The organism is Mycobacterium nebraskense, assembly GCF_002102255.1.
GTDB lineage: Bacteria > Actinomycetota > Actinomycetes > Mycobacteriales > Mycobacteriaceae > Mycobacterium > Mycobacterium nebraskense.
This window is the reverse complement of the sequence record NZ_LQPH01000107.1, coordinates 1-18668: the sequence shown is the minus strand read 5'-3', so window position 1 is coordinate 18668 and position 18668 is coordinate 1. Positions and strand designations below refer to the sequence as shown.

At 69.7% G+C, this 18668-nt stretch carries 16 protein-coding genes, 1 tRNA gene and 2 pseudogenes; 14 read left to right on the top strand and 5 right to left on the bottom strand.

What is annotated here, in order from left to right; genetic code table 11:
• Window position 1 precedes the first annotated feature (1 nt).
• From murD to AWC17_RS11525, 12 genes and pseudogenes are all read left to right on the top strand, one after another.
• Window positions 2-1459, top strand: coding sequence for a UDP-N-acetylmuramoyl-L-alanine--D-glutamate ligase (gene murD / locus AWC17_RS11580; RefSeq protein WP_141224589.1), 1458 nt, complete (start codon window positions 2-4; stop codon window positions 1457-1459).
• Window positions 1460-1465: 6 nt separating this feature from the next.
• Window positions 1466-3106: a putative lipid II flippase FtsW gene (gene ftsW / locus AWC17_RS11575; RefSeq protein ID WP_047323633.1), complete on the top strand. Its 1641-nt coding sequence runs from the start codon at window positions 1466-1468 to the stop codon at window positions 3104-3106.
• A pseudogene (murG, locus tag AWC17_RS11570) lies at window positions 3103-4322 on the top strand (undecaprenyldiphospho-muramoylpentapeptide beta-N-acetylglucosaminyltransferase); the annotation flags it as partial. The gene ftsW and the pseudogene murG, both read left to right, overlap by 4 nt.
• Complete coding sequence (gene murC / locus AWC17_RS11565) at window positions 4320-5780, top strand: UDP-N-acetylmuramate--L-alanine ligase (protein WP_047323635.1); 1461 nt, start codon at window positions 4320-4322, stop codon at window positions 5778-5780. The pseudogene murG and the gene murC, both read left to right, overlap by 3 nt.
• Window positions 5777-6712, top strand: a complete 936-nt coding sequence (ftsQ, locus tag AWC17_RS11560) for a cell division protein FtsQ (protein WP_047323636.1) — start codon at window positions 5777-5779, stop codon at window positions 6710-6712. Before murC ends, ftsQ begins: the two co-directional genes overlap by 4 nt.
• A gap of 235 nt (window positions 6713-6947) precedes the next feature.
• Window positions 6948-8102 carry a cell division protein FtsZ gene (gene ftsZ / locus AWC17_RS11555; RefSeq protein WP_046187108.1) on the top strand — a complete coding sequence of 385 codons (1155 nt, stop codon included), beginning with the start codon at window positions 6948-6950 and terminating at the stop codon, window positions 8100-8102.
• A gap of 91 nt (window positions 8103-8193) precedes the next feature.
• Window positions 8194-8901, top strand: a complete 708-nt coding sequence (pgeF, locus tag AWC17_RS11550) for a peptidoglycan editing factor PgeF (protein ID WP_047323637.1) — start codon at window positions 8194-8196, stop codon at window positions 8899-8901.
• 5 nt (window positions 8902-8906) lie between these two features.
• Window positions 8907-9695 (top strand): YggS family pyridoxal phosphate-dependent enzyme, encoded by a 789-nt coding sequence (locus tag AWC17_RS11545; RefSeq protein WP_046187071.1) that lies wholly within the window; start codon window positions 8907-8909, stop codon window positions 9693-9695.
• A gap of 62 nt (window positions 9696-9757) precedes the next feature.
• Window positions 9758-10399 carry a cell division protein SepF gene (locus AWC17_RS11540; RefSeq protein WP_046187068.1) on the top strand — a complete coding sequence of 214 codons (642 nt, stop codon included), beginning with the start codon at window positions 9758-9760 and terminating at the stop codon, window positions 10397-10399.
• Between the two features lie 145 nt (window positions 10400-10544).
• Entirely contained in the window at window positions 10545-10835 is a 291-nt protein-coding gene (locus AWC17_RS11535; protein WP_046187069.1) for a YggT family protein, read from the top strand.
• Window positions 10836-11095: 260 nt separating this feature from the next.
• Complete coding sequence (wag31, locus tag AWC17_RS11530; protein WP_047323638.1) at window positions 11096-11902, top strand: DivIVA-like cell division protein Wag31; 807 nt, start codon at window positions 11096-11098, stop codon at window positions 11900-11902.
• Window positions 11903-11999: 97 nt separating this feature from the next.
• The gene (locus AWC17_RS11525; protein WP_046187117.1) at window positions 12000-12359 is read left to right on the top strand and encodes a hypothetical protein; all 360 of its coding nucleotides are present in this window, start codon (window positions 12000-12002) and stop codon (window positions 12357-12359) included.
• Between the two features lie 3 nt (window positions 12360-12362).
• Here AWC17_RS11525 and AWC17_RS11520 read toward each other — a convergent pair.
• From AWC17_RS11520 to AWC17_RS11500, 5 genes and pseudogenes are all read right to left on the bottom strand, one after another.
• Window positions 12363-13043: pseudogene (locus AWC17_RS11520) on the bottom strand (phosphoribosyltransferase); the annotation flags it as partial.
• A gap of 37 nt (window positions 13044-13080) precedes the next feature.
• The gene (locus AWC17_RS11515; protein WP_085164654.1) at window positions 13081-13467 is read right to left on the bottom strand and encodes an STAS domain-containing protein; all 387 of its coding nucleotides are present in this window, start codon (window positions 13465-13467) and stop codon (window positions 13081-13083) included.
• Window positions 13464-14546, bottom strand: a complete 1083-nt coding sequence (locus tag AWC17_RS11510) for a cobalamin B12-binding domain-containing protein (RefSeq protein WP_085164690.1) — start codon at window positions 14544-14546, stop codon at window positions 13464-13466. Before AWC17_RS11510 ends, AWC17_RS11515 begins: the two co-directional genes overlap by 4 nt.
• 17 nt (window positions 14547-14563) lie before the next feature.
• Window positions 14564-16240 (bottom strand): PP2C family protein-serine/threonine phosphatase, encoded by a 1677-nt coding sequence (locus AWC17_RS11505; protein WP_046186605.1) that lies wholly within the window; start codon window positions 16238-16240, stop codon window positions 14564-14566.
• A gap of 187 nt (window positions 16241-16427) precedes the next feature.
• Window positions 16428-16513 (bottom strand) — tRNA-Leu (locus AWC17_RS11500).
• A 98-nt stretch (window positions 16514-16611) separates the two neighbouring features.
• Here AWC17_RS11500 and AWC17_RS11495 point away from each other — a divergent pair.
• A complete protein-coding gene (locus AWC17_RS11495) occupies window positions 16612-17976 on the top strand; it encodes a M20/M25/M40 family metallo-hydrolase (protein WP_046186606.1) in 1365 nt (454 codons plus the stop codon).
• Window positions 17977-18005: 29 nt separating this feature from the next.
• Window positions 18006-18536, top strand: coding sequence for a YbhB/YbcL family Raf kinase inhibitor-like protein (locus tag AWC17_RS11490; RefSeq protein ID WP_046186607.1), 531 nt, complete (start codon window positions 18006-18008; stop codon window positions 18534-18536).
• Window positions 18537-18668: the final 132 nt, after the last annotated feature.

Here is an 18668-nt window from a genome sequence, read left to right as displayed (position 1 = left end):
CGTGCCCGGGCTCGACCCCTTGGTGCGGGGCGCGGCCGTGCTGGTCGCCGGCGGCGGCGTGACCGGCAGGGCAGTGCTGGCGGCCCTGACCCGATTCGGCGCCGTCCCGGCGCTGTGCGACGACGACCCGGCAACGCTGCGGCGCTACGCCGAAAACGGCGTGGCGACCGTGACGACGGCGACGGCCACGCAGCACATTGCCGAATATGCGCTGGTGGTCACCAGTCCGGGGTTCTCCCCGGACACACCGCTGCTGGTCGCCGCCGCGGCCGCGGGCGTGCCGGTCTGGGGCGATGTGGAGCTGGCCTGGCGGCTCGACGCCGCCGGCGAGTACGGGCCGCCGCGCCGCTGGCTGGTGGTGACCGGCACCAACGGCAAGACCACCACGACGTCGATGCTGCACGCGATGTTGACCGCCGCGGGCCGGCGCAGCCTGTTGTGCGGCAACATCGGCGATCCGATCCTGGACGTGCTCGAAGCGCCCGCCGACCTGCTGGCCGTCGAGCTGTCCAGCTTCCAGCTGCACTGGGCGCCCTCGGTGCGGCCCGAGGCGGGCGTGGTGCTCAACATCGCCGAAGACCACCTGGACTGGCACTCCACCATGGCCGAGTACACGGCGGCGAAGGCGCGGGTGCTCAACGGCCGGGTGGCGGTGGTGGGGCTCGACGACGCCCGGGCGGCCGCGTTGCTGGACACCGCCGCGGCGCCGGTGCGCGTCGGCTTCCGGCTCGGCGAGCCGGCGGCGGGCGAACTGGGCGTGCGTGACGGCCAACTGATCGACCGCGCCTTCGCCGACGACCTCGCGCTTCTGCCCGTCGACTCGATCCCGGTGCCGGGACCCGTCGGGATCCTCGACGCCCTGGCCGCGGCGGCGCTGGCGCGCAGCGTCGGAGTGCCGGCCGAGGCGATCGCGTCCGCGATCGCGTCCTTCCGGGTGGGCCGGCACCGGGCGGAGGTGGTCGCGGTCGCCGACGGGATCACCTACGTCGACGACTCGAAGGCCACCAACCCGCACGCCGCCGAGGCTTCCGTGCTGGCCTACCCGCGCGTTGTCTGGGTGGCGGGGGGTTTGCTCAAGGGCGCGTCGGTCGACGCGGAGGTCGCCAGGATCGCCTCCCGGCTGGTCGGTGCGGTGCTCATCGGCCGAGATCGCCAAGAGGTTGCAGAGGCGTTATCGCGACACGCGCCGGATGTCCCCGTCGTCCAGGTTGTGACAGGCGAGGATGCTGATATGAATGCGACGGCTGTGGTTGTTGGTGCAGATGTGACAGAAGTGAAACATTCGGGCGGGGACCTCGGCACTTCCGTCATGAACGCGGCGGTGGCCGCGGCCCGCGACCTGGCACGGCCCGGCGACACGGTGCTGCTGGCACCGGCCGGCGCATCATTCGACCAGTTCACCGGGTACGCCGACCGGGGCGACGCCTTCGCCGCCGCCGTCCGCGCGGCCACGCGGTAGGCGGGCGTGGGTAACCCGCTGGCCCGGCTGAGACGCCGGGGCAAAGCAACCGAAGCCGCCGCCGAGACCGCCGCGGCCGAGCCGGGGGCGGCCGACGAGGCGACCGGCCCGGTGAGCACCGCCGGCGCCTCCGAAGCCAAGCCATCCACGAAAACGCAGGTCACGGCCGAAGGGCGCAACCGGTTCGGCGCGTGGCTGAGCCGGCCGATGACCTCGTTTCACCTGATCATCGCGGTGACCGGGCTGCTGACCACGCTCGGCCTCATCATGGTGCTCTCGGCGTCGGGCGTGCGGTCCTACGACGCCGACGGGTCGGCCTGGGTGATCTTCGGCAAGCAGGTGTTGTGGACGGTGATCGGCCTGATCGCCTGCTACGCCTCGCTGCGAATGTCGGTGCGGTTCATCCGCCGGGTCGCCTTCACCGGCTATGTGGTCACCGTCATCCTGCTGGTGCTCGTGCTCGTTCCCGGCATCGGGAACCTGGCCAACGGGTCGCGGAAGTGGTTCGTCGTCGCCGGCTTTTCGATGCAGCCGTCCGAGCTGGCCAAAATCGCCTTCGCCATCTGGGGCGCGCATCTGCTGGCGGCCCGCCGGCTGGAGCGGGCCTCGCTGCGCGAGATGCTGATCCCGCTGGTGCCGGCCGCGGTCATCGCGCTGGCGCTCATCGTGGCCCAGCCCGACCTGGGGCAGACGGTGTCGCTGGGCATCATCCTGCTGGCGCTGTTGTGGTACGCCGGGCTGCCGCTGCGCGTCTTCGCCACCTCGCTGCTGGCGGTCTTCATGGCCGGCGCGATCCTGGCGATGTCCGCGGGCTACCGCTCCGACCGGGTGAAATCCTGGATGAATCCCGAGAACGACCCGATGGACACCGGTTACCAGGCCCGCCAGGCGAAGTTCGCCCTGGCCCACGGCGGCGTCTTCGGCGACGGCCTGGGCCAGGGTGTCGCCAAGTGGAACTACCTGCCCAACGCCCACAACGACTTCATCTTCGCGATCATCGGCGAGGAGCTAGGCTTCGTCGGCGCGTTCGGGCTGCTGGTGCTCTTCGGGTTGTTCGCCTACACCGGGATGCGCATCGCCCGCCGTTCGGCCGACCCCTTCCTGCGGCTGCTGACCGCCACCACGACGATGTGGGTGCTGGGTCAGGCGTTCATCAACATCGGCTACGTGATCGGGATCCTGCCGGTCACCGGTATTCAGCTGCCGCTCATCTCTGCGGGCGGAACATCCACGGCGGCAACGCTTTTCATGATCGGGATCATGGCCAATGCGGCCCGTCACGAACCCGAGGCCGTGGCGGCCCTGCGCGCCGGCCGCGACGACAAGGTGAACCGGTTCCTGCGGCTGCCACTGCCGCAGCCGTACGTGCCGACCCGGCTGGAGTCGTTCCGCGACCGCAAGCGCGGGGACAAGCAACCGGCCAAGGGTGGCTCCTCCCGCAACGGCGCGCAGAAGGCCGCCCAGGCGCCCGCGCGCAAGCCCTCCCGCAAGGCCCCCCAAAAGGCCGAGGAACCGCTGCGGCCGGCGTTCTCCCGCACAGCCGCCCGGCCGGCCCGCAGGGCGGTGCATCATGGAGCTGGCCAGCGGTACGCCGGCCAGCGTCAGGCGCGGCGCGCTCGCGCACTGGAAGGTCAGCGTTACGGGTGAAAGACACGGTCAGCAAGCCGACCGGCGGGCGGGGGGCAAGCCCCCAGCCCGCCGGTGCCGCGTTGTCGGCTTTTCAGCCTCTCAAGCCACTGTCGGTCGTGCTGGCCGGCGGGGGCACCGCCGGCCACGTGGAGCCCGCGATGGCCGTGGCCGACGCGCTCAGCGCGCTCGATCCGCAGGTGCGCATCACCGCGCTGGGCACCCACCGCGGGCTGGAGACCCGGCTGGTGCCCGAGCGCGGCTACCACCTCGAGCTGATCACCCCGGTGCCGCTGCCGCGTAAGCCCAGCGGCGACCTGGCGCGGCTGCCCCCGCGGGTGTGGCGCGCGGTCCGGGAGACCCGCGCCGTGCTCGACGCGGTCGACGCCGACGTCATCATCGGTTTCGGTGGATACGTGGCGCTACCCGCATACCTCGCCGCTCGCGGGATCCCGCGCGGTCTCAGCCGTAGGCGCCGCGTCCCGGTGCTGATCCACGAAGCCAACGCCCGCGCCGGGCTGGCCAACCGGATCGGCGCCCGCGGCGCCGACCGCGTGCTCTCCGCGGTGCCCGATTGCGGGTTACCGCGCGCCGAGGTGGTCGGGGTGCCGGTGCGGGCGGCCATCACCTCGCTGGACCGCGCGGCGCTGCGGGCCGAGGCGCGCAAGCACTTCGGCTTCGCCGGCGACGCGCGGGTGTTGCTGGTGTTCGGCGGCTCGCAGGGCGCCGTGTCACTGAACCGGGCCGTGTCCGGGGCCGCCGCCGACCTGGCCGCCGCGGGCGTGTCGGTGCTGCACGCGCACGGACCGAAAAATACCCTCGAGCTGCGGGAGAGCCAACCCGGCGATCCGCCGTACGTGGCGGTGCCCTACCTCGACCGGATGGACCTGGCCTATGCCGCCGCCGACCTGGCGATCTGCCGGTCCGGCGCGATGACCGTCGCCGAGGTCTCGGCCGTCGGGTTGCCGGCCATCTACGTGCCGCTGCCGATCGGCAACGGCGAGCAGCGGCTCAACGCGCTGCCGGTGGTCAACGCCGGGGGCGGCATGCTGGTGGCCGACGCCGCCCTGACGCCGGAGCTGGTCGCCCGCGAGGTGGCCGGGCTGCTCAACGACCCGCCGCGGTTGGCGGCGATGACATCGGCCGCCGCGCGCGTGGGGCACCCCGACGCGGCGCGCCAGGTGGCACAGGCGGCGCTGGACATCGCCAGGAAGGCAGCGGCGGGAGGACGACGGTGAACGCCGAACAGCTGCCGCCCGAGCTGCAGCGGGTGCACATGGTGGGCATCGGGGGAGCCGGCATGTCGGGCATCGCCCGCATCCTGCTGGACCGCGGCGCGCTGGTGTCCGGGTCCGACGCCAAGGAGTCGCGCGGCGTGCACGCCTTGCGGGCCCGGGGCGCGTCGATCCGCATCGGCCACGACGCATCGTCGCTCGACCTGTTGCCCGGCGGCCCGACCGCGGTCATCACCACCCACGCCGCCATCCCGAAGACCAACCCCGAGCTCGTCGAAGCCCGGCGGCGCGGCATCCCGGTGATCCTGCGCCCGGCGGTGCTGGCCAGGCTGATGGACGGGCGCACCACGCTGATGGTCACCGGCACGCACGGCAAGACGACGACGACGTCGATGTTGATCGTGGCGCTGCAGCACTGCGGGCGCGACCCGTCCTTCGCGGTCGGCGGCGAGATGGGGGAGGCCGGCACCAACGCGCATCACGGCAGCGGCGACTGCTTCGTCGCGGAGGCCGACGAGAGCGACGGCTCGCTGCTGGAGTACACGCCCAACGTCGCGGTCGTCACCAACATCGAGACCGATCACCTGGATTTCTACGGCAGCGCCGACGCCTACGTCGGGGTGTTCGACGCCTTCGTGGAACGGCTCGCCCCGGGGGGAGCGCTGGTGGTGTGCGTCGACGACCCGGGCGCGGCCGCGCTGGCGGAGCGCACCGCCGAGCTGGGAATCCGGGTACTGCGGTACGGATCCGCGCCGGACCAAGACCACGCCGCCACCCTGTTGTCCTGGGAGCAGCAGGGCACCGAGGCGGTCGCACATATCCAGTTGGCGGGCGAACAGCACGCCCGGGTGATGCGGCTGTCGGTGCCCGGGCGGCACATGGCGCTCAATGCGCTGGGCGCCCTGCTGGCGGCGATCGAGATCGGCGCCTCGGTCGACGCGGTGCTCGACGGGCTGGCCGGCTTCGAGGGGGTGCGCCGCCGGTTCGAACTGGTGGGCATCGCCGGGTCGGTGCGCGTCTTCGACGACTACGCCCACCATCCCACCGAGATCAGCGCCACGCTGGCGGCGGTCCGCACGGTCCTCGAGCAGAGCGGCGGCGGTCGCAGCCTGGTGGTGTTTCAGCCCCATTTGTATTCGCGCACAAAGGAATTCGCCGCGGAGTTCGGCCGCGCGCTCGATGCCGCCGACGAGGTGTTCGTGCTCGACGTCTACGGCGCGCGCGAGCAACCACTCGCCGGCGTCAGCGGCGCCAGCGTCGCCGAGCACGTCAGCGTGCGGGTGCGCTACCTGCCCAACCTCTCCGCGGTCGCCGCGGAGGTGGCCGCGGCCGCCGGCCCCGGCGACGTCATCGTCACGATGGGTGCGGGCGACGTGACCTTGCTGGCGCCGGAAATCGTGACCGAGCTGCGGATCCGGGACAACCGCAGCGCTCCCGGCCGCCCGGGGGTGATGCGATGACCCAGCCGAACGGCGTCGTGGGCGAGCCGGCCGACGCCGAGGCGGCCGGGGACGCCGTCACCGAGCCGCTCTTCGTCGGAGGGCCCGAGGCCGAAACCCCGGCGGCCCCGGACGAATTCGAGGGTCCGCGCCGGCGGGCCCGCCGCGAACGGGCCGAACGCCGCGCCGCCCAGGAGCGCGCCACCGCCATCGAGGAAGCCCGCCGGGAGGCCAAACGCCGGGTCAGCGGACGCCCGCTCGACGAATCCAAGCCCGTCGCACGGGGCGTGGTTCGTGGCTTGAAGATGCTGTTGGTGACGGTGCTGCTGGTCGCCGTCGGGATCGGGCTCGCGCTGATCCTCTATTTCACGCCCGCGATGTCGGCCCGCAACATCGTCGTCGTCGGCACCGGGGAGGTGACCCGGGAAGAGGTGCTGGATGCGGCGCGGGTGCGACCGGGGACGCCGCTGCTGCAGATCAACACCAACCAGGTGGCCGACCGGGTGGCGGCGATCCGGCGGGTGGCCAGCGCGCGGGTGCAACGCCAATATCCGTCGGCACTGCGCATCACCATCGTCGAGCGAGTTCCGGTGGCCGTGAAGGACTTTCCCGACGGCCCGCACCTCTTCGACCGCGACGGCGTCGACTTCGCGACCGGGCCGCCGCCGCCGGCGCTGCCATACCTCGACGTCGCCAATCCCGGCCCCACCGACCCGGCGACCAAGGCCGCGCTGCAGGTGCTGACCGCGCTGCGGCCCGAGGTCGCGGGTCAGGTGGGCCGGATCGCGGCCCCTTCGGTCGCCTCGATCACGCTCACGCTCGGCGATGGCCGCGTGGTCATTTGGGGGACAACCGATCGCACCGACGAGAAGGCCGAGAAGCTGGCCGCGCTGCTGACGCAGCCCGGGCGGACCTACGACGTCTCCAGCCCCGACCTGCCCACGGTGAAGTAGCGACGCCCGTCAACCCCGGCGTGTGACGGCCGCAACAGGAAAAAATTTGCGAGCCGCGCGTCGGCGCGCCTGCGGGGTTAGCGCGCGGCATGCCCATACCGTTCTGGTTACGCGGAACTACTTGACATAACTCTAACTCTATGGTTGAGGTTGAGGGTTTGCCAGGAAGGGCCGCGAACGATCGGGAGGAACCCCGTCGCGAAGAACTTGAGCCCACCAGGGAGGAAAACGAATGATGACCCCCCCACATAACTACCTGGCCGTCATCAAGGTCGTGGGTATCGGTGGCGGCGGTGTCAACGCCGTGAACCGGATGATCGAGCAGGGCCTCAAGGGCGTGGAGTTCATCGCGATCAACACCGACGCGCAGGCGCTGTTGATGAGCGATGCCGACGTCAAACTCGACGTCGGCCGCGACTCCACCCGCGGGCTGGGCGCCGGCGCGGACCCCGAGGTCGGCCGCAAGGCCGCCGACGACGCCAAGGACGAGATCGAGGAGCTGCTGCGCGGGGCGGACATGGTGTTCGTCACCGCCGGCGAGGGCGGCGGGACCGGCACCGGCGGCGCGCCCGTCGTGGCCAGCATCGCCCGCAAGCTGGGCGCGCTGACCGTCGGCGTGGTCACCCGGCCGTTCTCCTTCGAGGGCAAGCGGCGCGGCAATCAGGCAGAAAGCGGCATCGCCTCGCTGCGGGAGAGCTGCGACACCCTCATCGTGATCCCCAACGACCGGCTGCTGCAGATGGGCGACGCCGCGGTATCGCTGATGGACGCGTTCCGGAGCGCCGACGAGGTGCTGCTCAACGGTGTGCAGGGCATCACCGACCTGATCACCACGCCCGGGCTGATCAACGTCGACTTCGCCGACGTCAAGGGCATCATGTCCGGGGCCGGCACCGCGTTGATGGGCATCGGCTCTGCGCGCGGCGAGGGCCGGTCGCTCAAGGCCGCCGAGATCGCGATCAACTCGCCGCTGCTGGAGGCGTCGATGGAGGGCGCCCAGGGCGTGCTGATGTCCATCGCCGGCGGCAGCGACCTAGGGCTGTTCGAGATCAACGAGGCGGCCTCGCTCGTGCAGGACGCCGCCCATCAGGACGCCAACATCATCTTCGGCACGGTCATCGACGACTCGCTGGGTGACGAGGTGCGCGTCACCGTCATCGCGGCGGGCTTCGACGCCACCGGAGCGGGACGCAAGGCGGTCATCGGGGGTAGTGCCGGAGAGAAAGCCGGTGGTGCGCACCGGATCGAGTCGGCGAAGTCCGGCAAGCTCAGTTCCACGCTTTTCGAGCCGGTCGACGCGGTCAGCGTGCCGGTCCACACCAACGGTGCCACGCTGAATATCGGCGGCGACGACGACGACGTCGACGTGCCGCCATTCATGCGCCGCTGAGGGTCTCGATTTGCTTGCCAGTGCGCGACGAACCGGCCGCGGCCGGATGGCGCTGCCCCCTGGCAGGCGGTGCGTTCCGGATACTGAACAGGTGAGCGTGCGCATTCGGCGGGTGACCACGACCCGCTCGGGCGGTGTCTCCGGTCCACCGTTCGACACCTTCAACCTGGGCGACCACGTCGGTGACGACCCGGCGGCGGTGGCCGCCAACCGGAATCGGCTCGCCGCCGCCATCGGCCTCAAGCCTGAGCGCGTGGTGTGGATGAACCAGGTCCACGGCGACCGGGTCGAGGTGGTCGACGGCCCCCGCGACGTCGCGGTCGACGACACGGACGCGTTGGTGACCAACACCGCGCGCTTGGCGCTGGCGGTGGTGACCGCCGACTGCGTCCCGGTGCTGCTGGCCGACGCGCGCGCCGGTGTGGCCGCGGCGGTGCATGCAGGCCGGGTCGGCGCCCAGTATGGCGTGGTTGCGCGCACCGTGGAGGCGATGCTGGCGCTGGGCGCGCACGCCGAGGACATATCGGCCCTGCTGGGCCCGGCGGTCAGCGGGCGCAACTACGAGGTGCCCGCCGCCATGGCCGACGAGGTGGAGGAGACACTGCCCGGCAGCCGCACCGTGACCGCCGCCGGCACTCCTGGCCTCGACCTTCGGACCGGAATCGCTTGTCAGCTAAAGCATTTGGGCGTCACAGCCATCGACATCGATCCGCGGTGCACGGTCGCCGATCGCACCCTGTTCAGCCATCGCCGGGACGCGCCGACCGGGCGGCTGGCCTCGCTGGTGTGGATGGAGTGACCGCGATGGCGGAAAGGACGCCGGCCCCGGAAAGTCACAGCGACCGCGAAACGGAATTGACACACGCATTAGCGGCCGTGCGCTCGCGCCTTGCGGCCGCCGCGGAAGCGGCGGGTCGCAATGTCGGTGAAATCGAACTTCTGCCGATTACCAAATTCTTTCCAGCAACCGATGTCGTGACTTTGTCCCGATTGGGTTGCCGGGCCGTCGGCGAATCGCGGGATCAGGAAGCGTCGGCGAAAGTGAGCGAAGTCACCAGACTTTTAGCGTCATCTTCGCGGGCGGATGTACCGGCTCTGCGCTGGCACATGGTGGGCCACATTCAGCGGAACAAGGCCCGCTCGGTTGCCCGCTGGGCGCACACCGCCCACTCGGTCGACAGCTCACACCTGCTCAGCGCCCTCGATCGGGGCGTGTCGGCGGCCCTGGCGGAGGGCCGCCGCGCCGATCCGATGCGGATCTACGTCCAGATCAGTCTCGATGGCGACGAGACGCGCGGCGGCGTCGACATCTCCACGCCGGGGGCGGTCGACCAGTTGTGCGCGCAGGCCGAGGAGGCAAAATGCCTGGAACTGGCCGGGCTGATGGCCATCCCGCCGCTGGGCGCGGATCCCGACGCGGCCTTCGACCGCCTGCGACAGGAGCACCTGCGCGTCCTGGAATCCCATCCGAACGCAGTCGGCCTGTCCGCCGGCATGTCCGACGATTTCGAAATTGCCGTCAAATACGGTTCGACGTGTGTGCGTGTCGGTACCGCGCTATTGGGTCCACGGCCGCTACCGTCACCGTATTAAGTCACTGTAGTCACATCTTCATCACTGACACCAAGCATCAGGGGCTAGAAGGGGTCAACGCAATGAGCACACTGCACAAAGTCAAGGCCTATTTCGGTATGGCCCCGATGGACGACTACGACGACGAGTACTACGACGACCACGCTCCCTCCCGCGGTTTCCCGCGCCCGCGTTTCGACGACGGGTACGGCCGCTACGAGGGGCGCGACTATGACGACCCGCGCGAGCCCGCCGACTACCCGCCGCCGAGCGGCTACCGCGCCGGTTACGGGGAGGAGTCGCGCTACGGCGCCATGCATCCCCGCGAGTTCGAGCGGCCCGAGATGGGCAGGCCCCGCTTCGGGTCGTGGCTGCGCAACTCCACCCGCGGCGCGCTGGCGATGGACCCACGCCGGATGGCGATGATGTTCGAAGAGGGCCACCCGCTCTCGAAGATCACCACGCTGCGGCCGAAGGATTACAGCGAGGCCCGCACCATCGGCGAGCGGTTCCGCGACGGCACCCCGGTCATCATGGACCTGGTGTCGATGGACAACGCCGACGCGAAGCGGCTCGTCGACTTCGCGGCCGGCCTGGCCTTCGCGTTGCGCGGCTCCTTCGACAAGGTGGCGACCAAGGTGTTTCTGCTGTCGCCCGCCGATGTCGATGTCTCCCCGGAGGAGCGCCGCCGGATCGCCGAAACCGGCTTCTACGCTTACCAATAACCCCGGTTCGGCAGCGTCGTTTCGTCCCTGTGTTCCGTCGCTCGACCGGCTGAGATGTGGCCCCAGGCTCGGAGTCGGTACGCTGGCAGGCGCCGCGCAAGCCCGCGGCACCTGAAATCTCATCGGTAAGGTCGGGACTCCTCAGTTGGTGCTGTTCTTTCAGATCCTTGGCTTCGCGCTGTTCATCTTCTGGCTGCTGCTCATCGCCCGGGTCGTCGTCGAGTTCATTCGCTCGTTCAGCCGTGACTGGCATCCCACGGGTTTCACCGTGGTGATCCTCGAGATCATCATGTCGATCACCGACCCGCCGGTGAAGCTGTTGCGCCGGCTGATCCCGCAACTCACCATCGGGGCGGTCCGCTTCGACCTGTCCATCATGGTGCTGCTGTTGGTCGCGTTCATCGGCATGCAACTGGCCTTCGGCGCCGCGGCGTAAGCCGGTTCGGGCCCCGGCGCGAGCCATCTCCGGGCGCGGAGACGGTTCGGCCACGTTTTAGCCTCGGTTTGGTGGCCGCGATTTAAAAAATCTAAGGTTTCGGATTTTATTGCCCTCAGTGTTTGAAATTGGTTCTTATTTATTGGCCTAAACAGCAACGGTCGCGCCTCATGTGACAGGATGGACGGCAGTTGCACGACGGCTACCACTGCGTTCTACACTTTCCAGAACGTTAGACAGGAACTTGAGGGGACGAAACAATGCCGCTTACACCAGCCGACGTCCACAATGTGGCGTTCAGTAAGCCACCGATCGGCAAGCGGGGCTACAACGAAGATGAGGTCGACGCCTTCCTCGATCTGGTGGAGGCGGAGCTGACGCGGCTCATCGAAGAGAACAGCGATCTGCGTCAGCGGATCGAGGAGTTGGACCAGGAGCTGGCCGCCGGCGGTGGCGCCGGTGCCGCTCCCGTCGCCGCGGCTGCGCCCACGCAGGCGATTCCCGTCCCCGAGCCGGAGCCGGCGCCCAAGGCGGCACCGGTGGCCGCACCCGCCGCCGCCGCGGGGAGCAACGAGGAGCAGGCCATGAAGGCCGCTCGGGTGCTCAGCCTGGCCCAGGACACCGCCGACCGGCTGACCAGCACCGCCAAGGCGGAGTCGGACAAGATGCTGGCCGACGCCCGCGCCAACGCCGACCAGATCCTCAGCGAGGCCCGCCAGACCGCCGAGACCACCGTCACCGAGGCCCGGCAGCGCGCCGACGCGATGCTCGCGGATGCCCAGACCCGCTCGGAGACCCAGTTGCGCCAGGCCCAGGAGAAGGCCGACGCCCTGCAGGCCGACGCCGAACGCAAGCACTCCGAGATCATGGGAACGATCAACCAGCAGCGCACCGTCCTGGAAGGCCGCCTCGAGCAGCTGCGTACCTTCGAACGCGAATACCGGACCCGGCTCAAGACGTACCTGGAATCGCAGCTGGAGGAGCTCGGCCAGCGCGGATCGGCGGCGCCCGTCGACTCCAGCGCCGACGCCGGTGGATTCGACCAATTCAACCGGGGGAACAACTAGCCTCACAGGCGTGCCGGAGACTCGCCCAGGCTGCGCGGTTGGCACACTAGACCTGCACACGAACTGGCTGTCCCGCTCGTCGCTTGGAGGATGACCGATGCTGATCATTGCGCTGGTACTGGCCCTGGTTGGCCTCGTCGCGTTGGTGTTCGCCGTGGTCACGAGCAATGAGTTGGTGGCCTGGGTGTGCATCGGCGCCAGCGTGCTCGGCGTGGTGCTGTTGATCGTCGACGCGTTGCAGGAGCGGCAGCGGCGCGACGCGGTCGGCGCCGAGGAGCACGAGGACCAGGCCCACTCCGAGGCCCACTCCGAGGCCGACGCCGGCGACGAGGCCGTCGACTACCCCGAGGAAGCCCCGCACGAGGGCGGCTACGAATCGTCGGGAGCGCCCGGCGCCGAGGCCACGGAGGAGTCGGCGGTGTCGGCAGAGGGCCGCGGCGACGAGGCCGCCAAGTAGTACTCAGCCGGTGGGCGTGGCGAGCGTCTCCCGCACCTCGTCGTCACTGACCTGGTGAAAATCGGCGTACACCTGGCCGACGGCTTCGAATCCGGGCGGCATCGTCACGCAGACCACCCCGTCGGCCTCGAGCCCGAGCTCACGGCAGGTCGACGGCGGTCCCACCGGGACGGCGACAATTATTGATTTCGGGCCCGCCGCCCGCACCGCTCGGACCGCGGCCAACATGCTTGCGCCGGTGGCGATCCCGTCGTCGACCAAGATCACCACCTTGGCGCGCGGGTCGGCCATCGGGCGCCCGCCTCGGTACGCGTACTCGGGGCGGGCCAGTTCGGCCGTCTCGCTCTCGATCACCTCGCGCACCTGCTCGTCGGTGATGCGCAAGCTGGATACCACGTCGTCGTTGATCACGACGCCACCGCCGCTGGCTAACGCGCCCATCGCGAGTTCCGACCAGTGCGGCACCCCGAGCTTGCGGACCAGGAACACATCGAGGGGCGCGTGCAGCGCCGCGGCGATCTCCCAGGCCACCGGCACGCCGCCGCGGGCCAGCCCGAAGACCAGCACGTCGTCCCTGTCGCGGTAGGACATCAGCTGCTCGGCCAGCGCGCGACCGGCCTCGCGACGGTCGCGGAACGTGCGCGTCGCAGTGCGCCGGAGGAATCCGTTGGGTGTCATCGGTCGCGATCCAGCCTACGGGCTTTCGTAGCGGCCGGGCCGGTCAGCGAGCCCGGGTCTCTCCCGGAGTGTTCTGGCCCCGCCGGTCCGGGCTTGCCGTTCCCGCCTCGGAGCTGGACGCGGTGACCAGGTGCTCGAACGTACCGGTGAGGTCCAGGATGCGGTCGAGGAATCGCGGTCGATGGTCGAGGTGCAGATGCACGTCCGCCTGACAGCTCCGGCGATGGACGAGGAGCAGGCCGGACAGGCCGGACGAATCGCAGAAAACCAACTCGGAGAGGTCAAGATGCAGGTGCGCCAGGGCGGGCTGCTGGCTCAGCAGCTGACCGACCGCGTCCACCATGGCATCCACGGTTTCGTAGACCAGGTCACCGGACACCTGCACGCAGGCCGACGGCCCAGTGGTGGCGACGCTCAGGCAGAGGTTCATTCGGACGCTCCTGGGCCGGCGACGGCGGTGAGGGCATCGTTTGCTGCCTGCAGTAGGCGCTGGCTGCGGGGGAAGTCCTTCAATTGCGCCGTCAGCAAATCCAACGACGGGTGCAGCGATGCCGCCGGAACGCCGCGCGCGGTGAGGATCTCGGCGGTCCAGGCGATGAAGTCGGTGAACAACGCGTCGTCGTCGGTGTAGAGGCTCACGGTGAGGAAGTCGACGATGTGGGCGATGTCTTCGACGGTGTGCTGGTGCTGCTGCGTGGAGTAGGCGCGCATGGCGGGAAAGCGGTCCTCCAGGTCGGCGACGGTGGACTTGACGAGCTGCGTCGCGCTCCGGCTCACCATGGTGTATTCCTGGTCGACCAGATGCGGCAGATCGTCGACCGGCTGGCGGTTGGAAACGCTTCGCACGGCGGGGAATCCGCGACTCAGGCGTTCGTCGGCGGTCCGCGCATCCGGCGCCCACGCGTCAGCGCCCAGCCGGCGGGCGAAGCGGCCGTCGCGGCCGAAGGCCGCGCCGCCGGCCAGGACGGGAAAACCGGCGGACTGGCACGCGACGATCGCGGCGTGCGCGGCGGGCAGCCGGGTCGGGATCGAGCAGGAGAGTGCCACGACATCGGGGCCGTGCTGGTGCAGGTGGGCGATCAGGTGGCGGGTCGGGACCTGCGCCCCGAGGAAGTCGACCTGCCAGCCGCGCAGCCGCAGCACCTCCGCCAGCAGCCGGGCGGGCAAAGCGTGCCACTCCCCGTCCACGCACGCCAAAGTGACGCGACCGCCGCGGGTCGGGGCTTTGCCGGCGGGGTGATGAGCCAGCGCGGCGATGACGCGATCGTTGATGGCCGTGGCCGCATGTTCCTGCGCGATGCTGAGGCGGTTGGCGGCCCACTCGGTGCCCACCTTGTGCTGGACGGGGGCGATCACCTCCAGCAGCACGTCCTCGGGCGTCATGCCCGCATCCATCGCGGCGAACACCGTGGCGGCCGCCGCGTACTCGTCACGGTCGGCGAGGGCCCCCCACAGTTGCTCGCGGACAAGGACTTCATCAGCGGCACCGGTAGCGCGGGAGGCGGTCATTTCGGTGTCGTAGGACCTCATGCCACGTACCTGCCCCTGGTGTGGCCGTCGACGGCGCTGAGGTGGGTGCGCTGCGGGGCGGTGATGGCGACCACCGCGATGTCGTCGTGCACGCGTTGCCCCACCCATTGCGTGGCCAGCATCAGGACGCGTTCGACGACCGCTTCAGCCGGCATTCCGGCACATCCGGTCAGTGCGGCCGCCAGCCGCTGCTCACCGAAGAAGTCATCGCCAAGCGGGCCGCCGCGTGCCTCGGTGATTCCGTCGGTGTACAGCACGCACGTTTCGCCCGGCGCCAGGGAAGTCTCAAACGATTGCACGGTGATGCGCTCCAAGGCGCCGACCAGTGTGCCCTTGGTATTGGCCTCTTCCACCTGCCCGTTGGCGCGCACGATCAACGGCGGTGGATGTCCGGCGCAGGTCAACCGCAGCGCCACCTGACCGTCCCGGCATGCGACGGAGGCCAGGACCAACGTGGCGAACCGGGTGTGGTCCGACGACAACATGGCGCGGTTGAGCAGCGTGAGCACACCCTCGTGGTCCTGCGCCAGCGGCGTCAGGGCCTGCAGTGTGTTGCGGATCTTGCCGGTCATCACCGCGGCCTCTAGCCCCTTCCCGCACACGTCGCCCAGCACCACCAGCGTCTCGTCCTCGGGGCGTGCCGCCGGGTGAAAGTCGTAGAAGTCGCCGCCTACAACCTCGTAATCCTTCGAAGCCCGGTAACCGCCGGCGAATTCGATGCCGTGCAAGCCGTGCAGCGGTGGGGGCAGCAGGTCACGCATCAGCGTGCGGGTGATGGCGGCCTGCTCCGCGTAGAGCCGCGCGGCCGACAACGCCGCCCCGGCTCGGGCGGCGAACAGGCCGGCGAAGAGTTCTTCGTCCGCGCTGTACGCCGGCCGATCGGTGCGCCGCAGCAACACCAATGCCCCCGCCGAAGCGCCGTGTCCCGGCAGCGTCAGGATCATCACGGACCCGATTGGACCCGAGAAATGTTGCGGCACAAGCCAATCCGGTACCGTCACGGGATCGATCCAGCCCGAGGAGACGGGCGGGAACCCGTGCAGCGCCTCGCTCAACCCCGCCACCACCGCGGGGTCGGCGTCGACACTGCACTGCTCCACCGCGCCGGTCGCGCCGCTGTAGAAGACGGGCAGGCGCCGGCCCCGGCCCGCGGGGGCCACCAGCACCGCCGCGTCCGCCAGGTGCCGCGCGGCCATCTGCACCGTCGCTTCCCGGCAGCGGTCGACGTTCAGCGACGCCGTCAACACCGAAGATGCCTCGAGCAGGATCGCCGTGCGTTCCTGCTCGCGCGCCAGCGCTTCCTGCGCCTCCCGCAATAACTGGCCGGTGTCCTCTACCAGCGACCACGCCACCTCGCCGCTGGGCAGCACCGCGGCGTGCGCGTCGAACTTGCGGCTTCCCACACTTCCCGAGATCACACTTCCCGAGATCACCGACGTGTCCCGATCAACCGCGCCGAGCGAAGTTTGGACGAGACGATGATGTGCGCGCGAAAGCCAGTCAACCGATTCGTCGATCCGGCCGCCCTGTACGGCGCCGGGCAGCAGCGATCCCGCCGACCCGCTCAGCGCCCGTACGATTCCCTCGCGATCGATGACCAGCGTGGGGCAGGGCACGGCCGCCCACAAAGCGTCAAGGTCGATCTCGACGCCTAGGTGGGCACCATCGTGCATACAGTTGACCTGTCAACGCGGGGAATGAGATATGGCTAACGTTACAGCCGACTCTAGACGTACTGGATTGGGGGAGAGGGTTGTTCGTGCTGGCTGTGCGTCGAACGTGCAGCGGAGGAGCCATTTCTCGACCCCCGGTTGGCGGGACTTCGGCAGCGCCCGTCGCGTCACGACCCTGCACCACGCGTGTCCGAGGGGGGACTTGAACCCCCACGCCCATTAGTAGGGCACTAGCACCTCAAGCTAGCGCGTCTGCCATTCCGCCACTCGGACAAAACCAACCGCATGGGTTGGCAGCTAAGGCTATCGGATTGTCTCACGGGGACCCAATCCAGCCGGGCCGCTCAGCACCGAGCCGAGCGGCCTCCGCAATGGTAGGAAAGGTGGTTGTGACCGCCCAGACCGAGTTCCCGACCGCCCCGAGTGACGACGTGGTCGAGGTCGTCAGCAGGTTGATCCGGTTCGACACCACCAACACCGGCGAACCAGAGACGACGCGGGGCGAGGCCGAGTGCGCGCAGTGGGTCGCCGAGCAGCTCGCCGAGGTCGGCTACTTGCCGCAGTATGTGGAATCGGGCGCCCCGGGCCGCGGCAATGTGATCGCCCGCCTCGCGGGCGCGGACAGCTCGCGCGGCGCGCTGCTGATCCACGGGCATCTCGACGTGGTGCCGGCCGAGCCGGCCGAGTGGAGCGTGCACCCGTTCTCCGGTGCGGTCAAGGACGGCTTCGTCTGGGGCCGCGGCGCGGTCGACATGAAGGACATGGTCGGCATGATGATCGTGGTGGCCCGGCAGTTGAAGCAGGCCGGGATCGTGCCGCCACGCGATCTGGTGTTCGCGTTTCTTGCCGACGAGGAACACGGCGGCAGCTACGGGGCGCGATGGCTGGTCGACAATCGGCCCGACCTGTTCGAGGGCGTCACCGAGGCGATCGGCGAAGTGGGTGGGTTCTCGTTGACCGTGCCACGCCGCGACGGGGGTGAGCGCCGGCTCTATTTGATCGAGACGGCCGAGAAGGGCCTGTCGTGGATGCGGCTGACCGCCCGCGGCCCGGCCGGACACGGATCGATGGTGCATGACCAGAACGCCGTCACCGCCGTCGCCGAGGCGGTCGCCCGGCTGGGCCGGCACCAGTTTCCGCTTGTCGTGACCGACACCGTCGCACAGTTCCTGGCGGCCGTCGGGGAGGAGACCGGGCTGACGTTCGACGTCGAGTCGGGCGACCTGGCGGGAGCGATCGAAAAGCTCGGCCCCATGGCCCGCATGCTCAAGGCCGTGCTGCGAGACACCGCCAACCCGACGATGCTCAAGGCCGGTTACAAGGCCAACGTCGTCCCGGCCGTGGCGGAAGCGGTGGTCGACTGCCGGGTCCTTCCGGGCCGCAAGGCGGCGTTCGAGGCCGAGGTCGACGAACTGCTCGGACCGGACGTGACACGGGAGTGGATCAAGGACTTCGAGTCGTATGAGACGAGCTTCGACGGCGACCTGGTGGACGCCATGAACGCCGCCGTGCTCGCCCTCGACCCGGATGGCCGCACGGTGCCCTACATGCTCTCCGGTGGTACCGACGCAAAATCCTTCGCGCGCTTGGGCATTCGCTGTTTCGGTTTCAGCCCGCTGCGGTTGCCGCCGGACCTCGATTTCACCGCGTTGTTCCATGGTGTCGACGAGCGGGTACCCGTGGATGCGCTGAGGTTCGGCACCGAGGTGCTGGCACACTTCCTGACACACTGCTGAACACACGACACGTAACGAGAGGATTCCCCATGAGCACCGCGCCCGACCCGTACGCCGCGCTGCCGCAGCTGCCGTCGTTCACCCTGACGTCGGACTCGATCACCGACGGCCAGTCGCTGGCCATGCCGCAGGTCAGCGGGATCATGGGCGCGGGCGGAGAAGATGTCAGCCCGCAATTGAGCTGGTCGGGATTCCCGGGGGAGACCCGCAGCTTCGCCGTCACCGTCTACGACCCCGATGCGCCGACGGCCTCGGGGTTCTGGCACTGGGCGGTGGCCAACCTGCCCGCCGACGTTACCGAACTGCCCGCGGGTGCGGGCGACGGGAGCAACCTGCCCGGTGATGCGCTGACGCTGGTGAACGACGCGGGGATGCGTCGCTACATCGGTGCCGCGCCGCCGCCGGGACACGGGCCGCACCGGTACTACGTCGCCGTGCACGCCGTGGACGTCGACAAGCTGGATCTCGCCGAGGATGTCAGCCCCGCCTACCTCGGGTTCAACCTGTTCCAGCACGCGATAGCTCGCGCCGTCATCCACGGCGTCTACGAACAGAAGTAGGCAGCGGGGCCGCCGCCACTTCTTGTCGGTGGCCGGCGTTAGCATTCGAACATGCGTACTGCTTATCTGCTTAAGTGGACTTACGCTGGTCGGTGTGGATTTTGCTGGTGTGAGTCCGGTTGGCGGGATGGA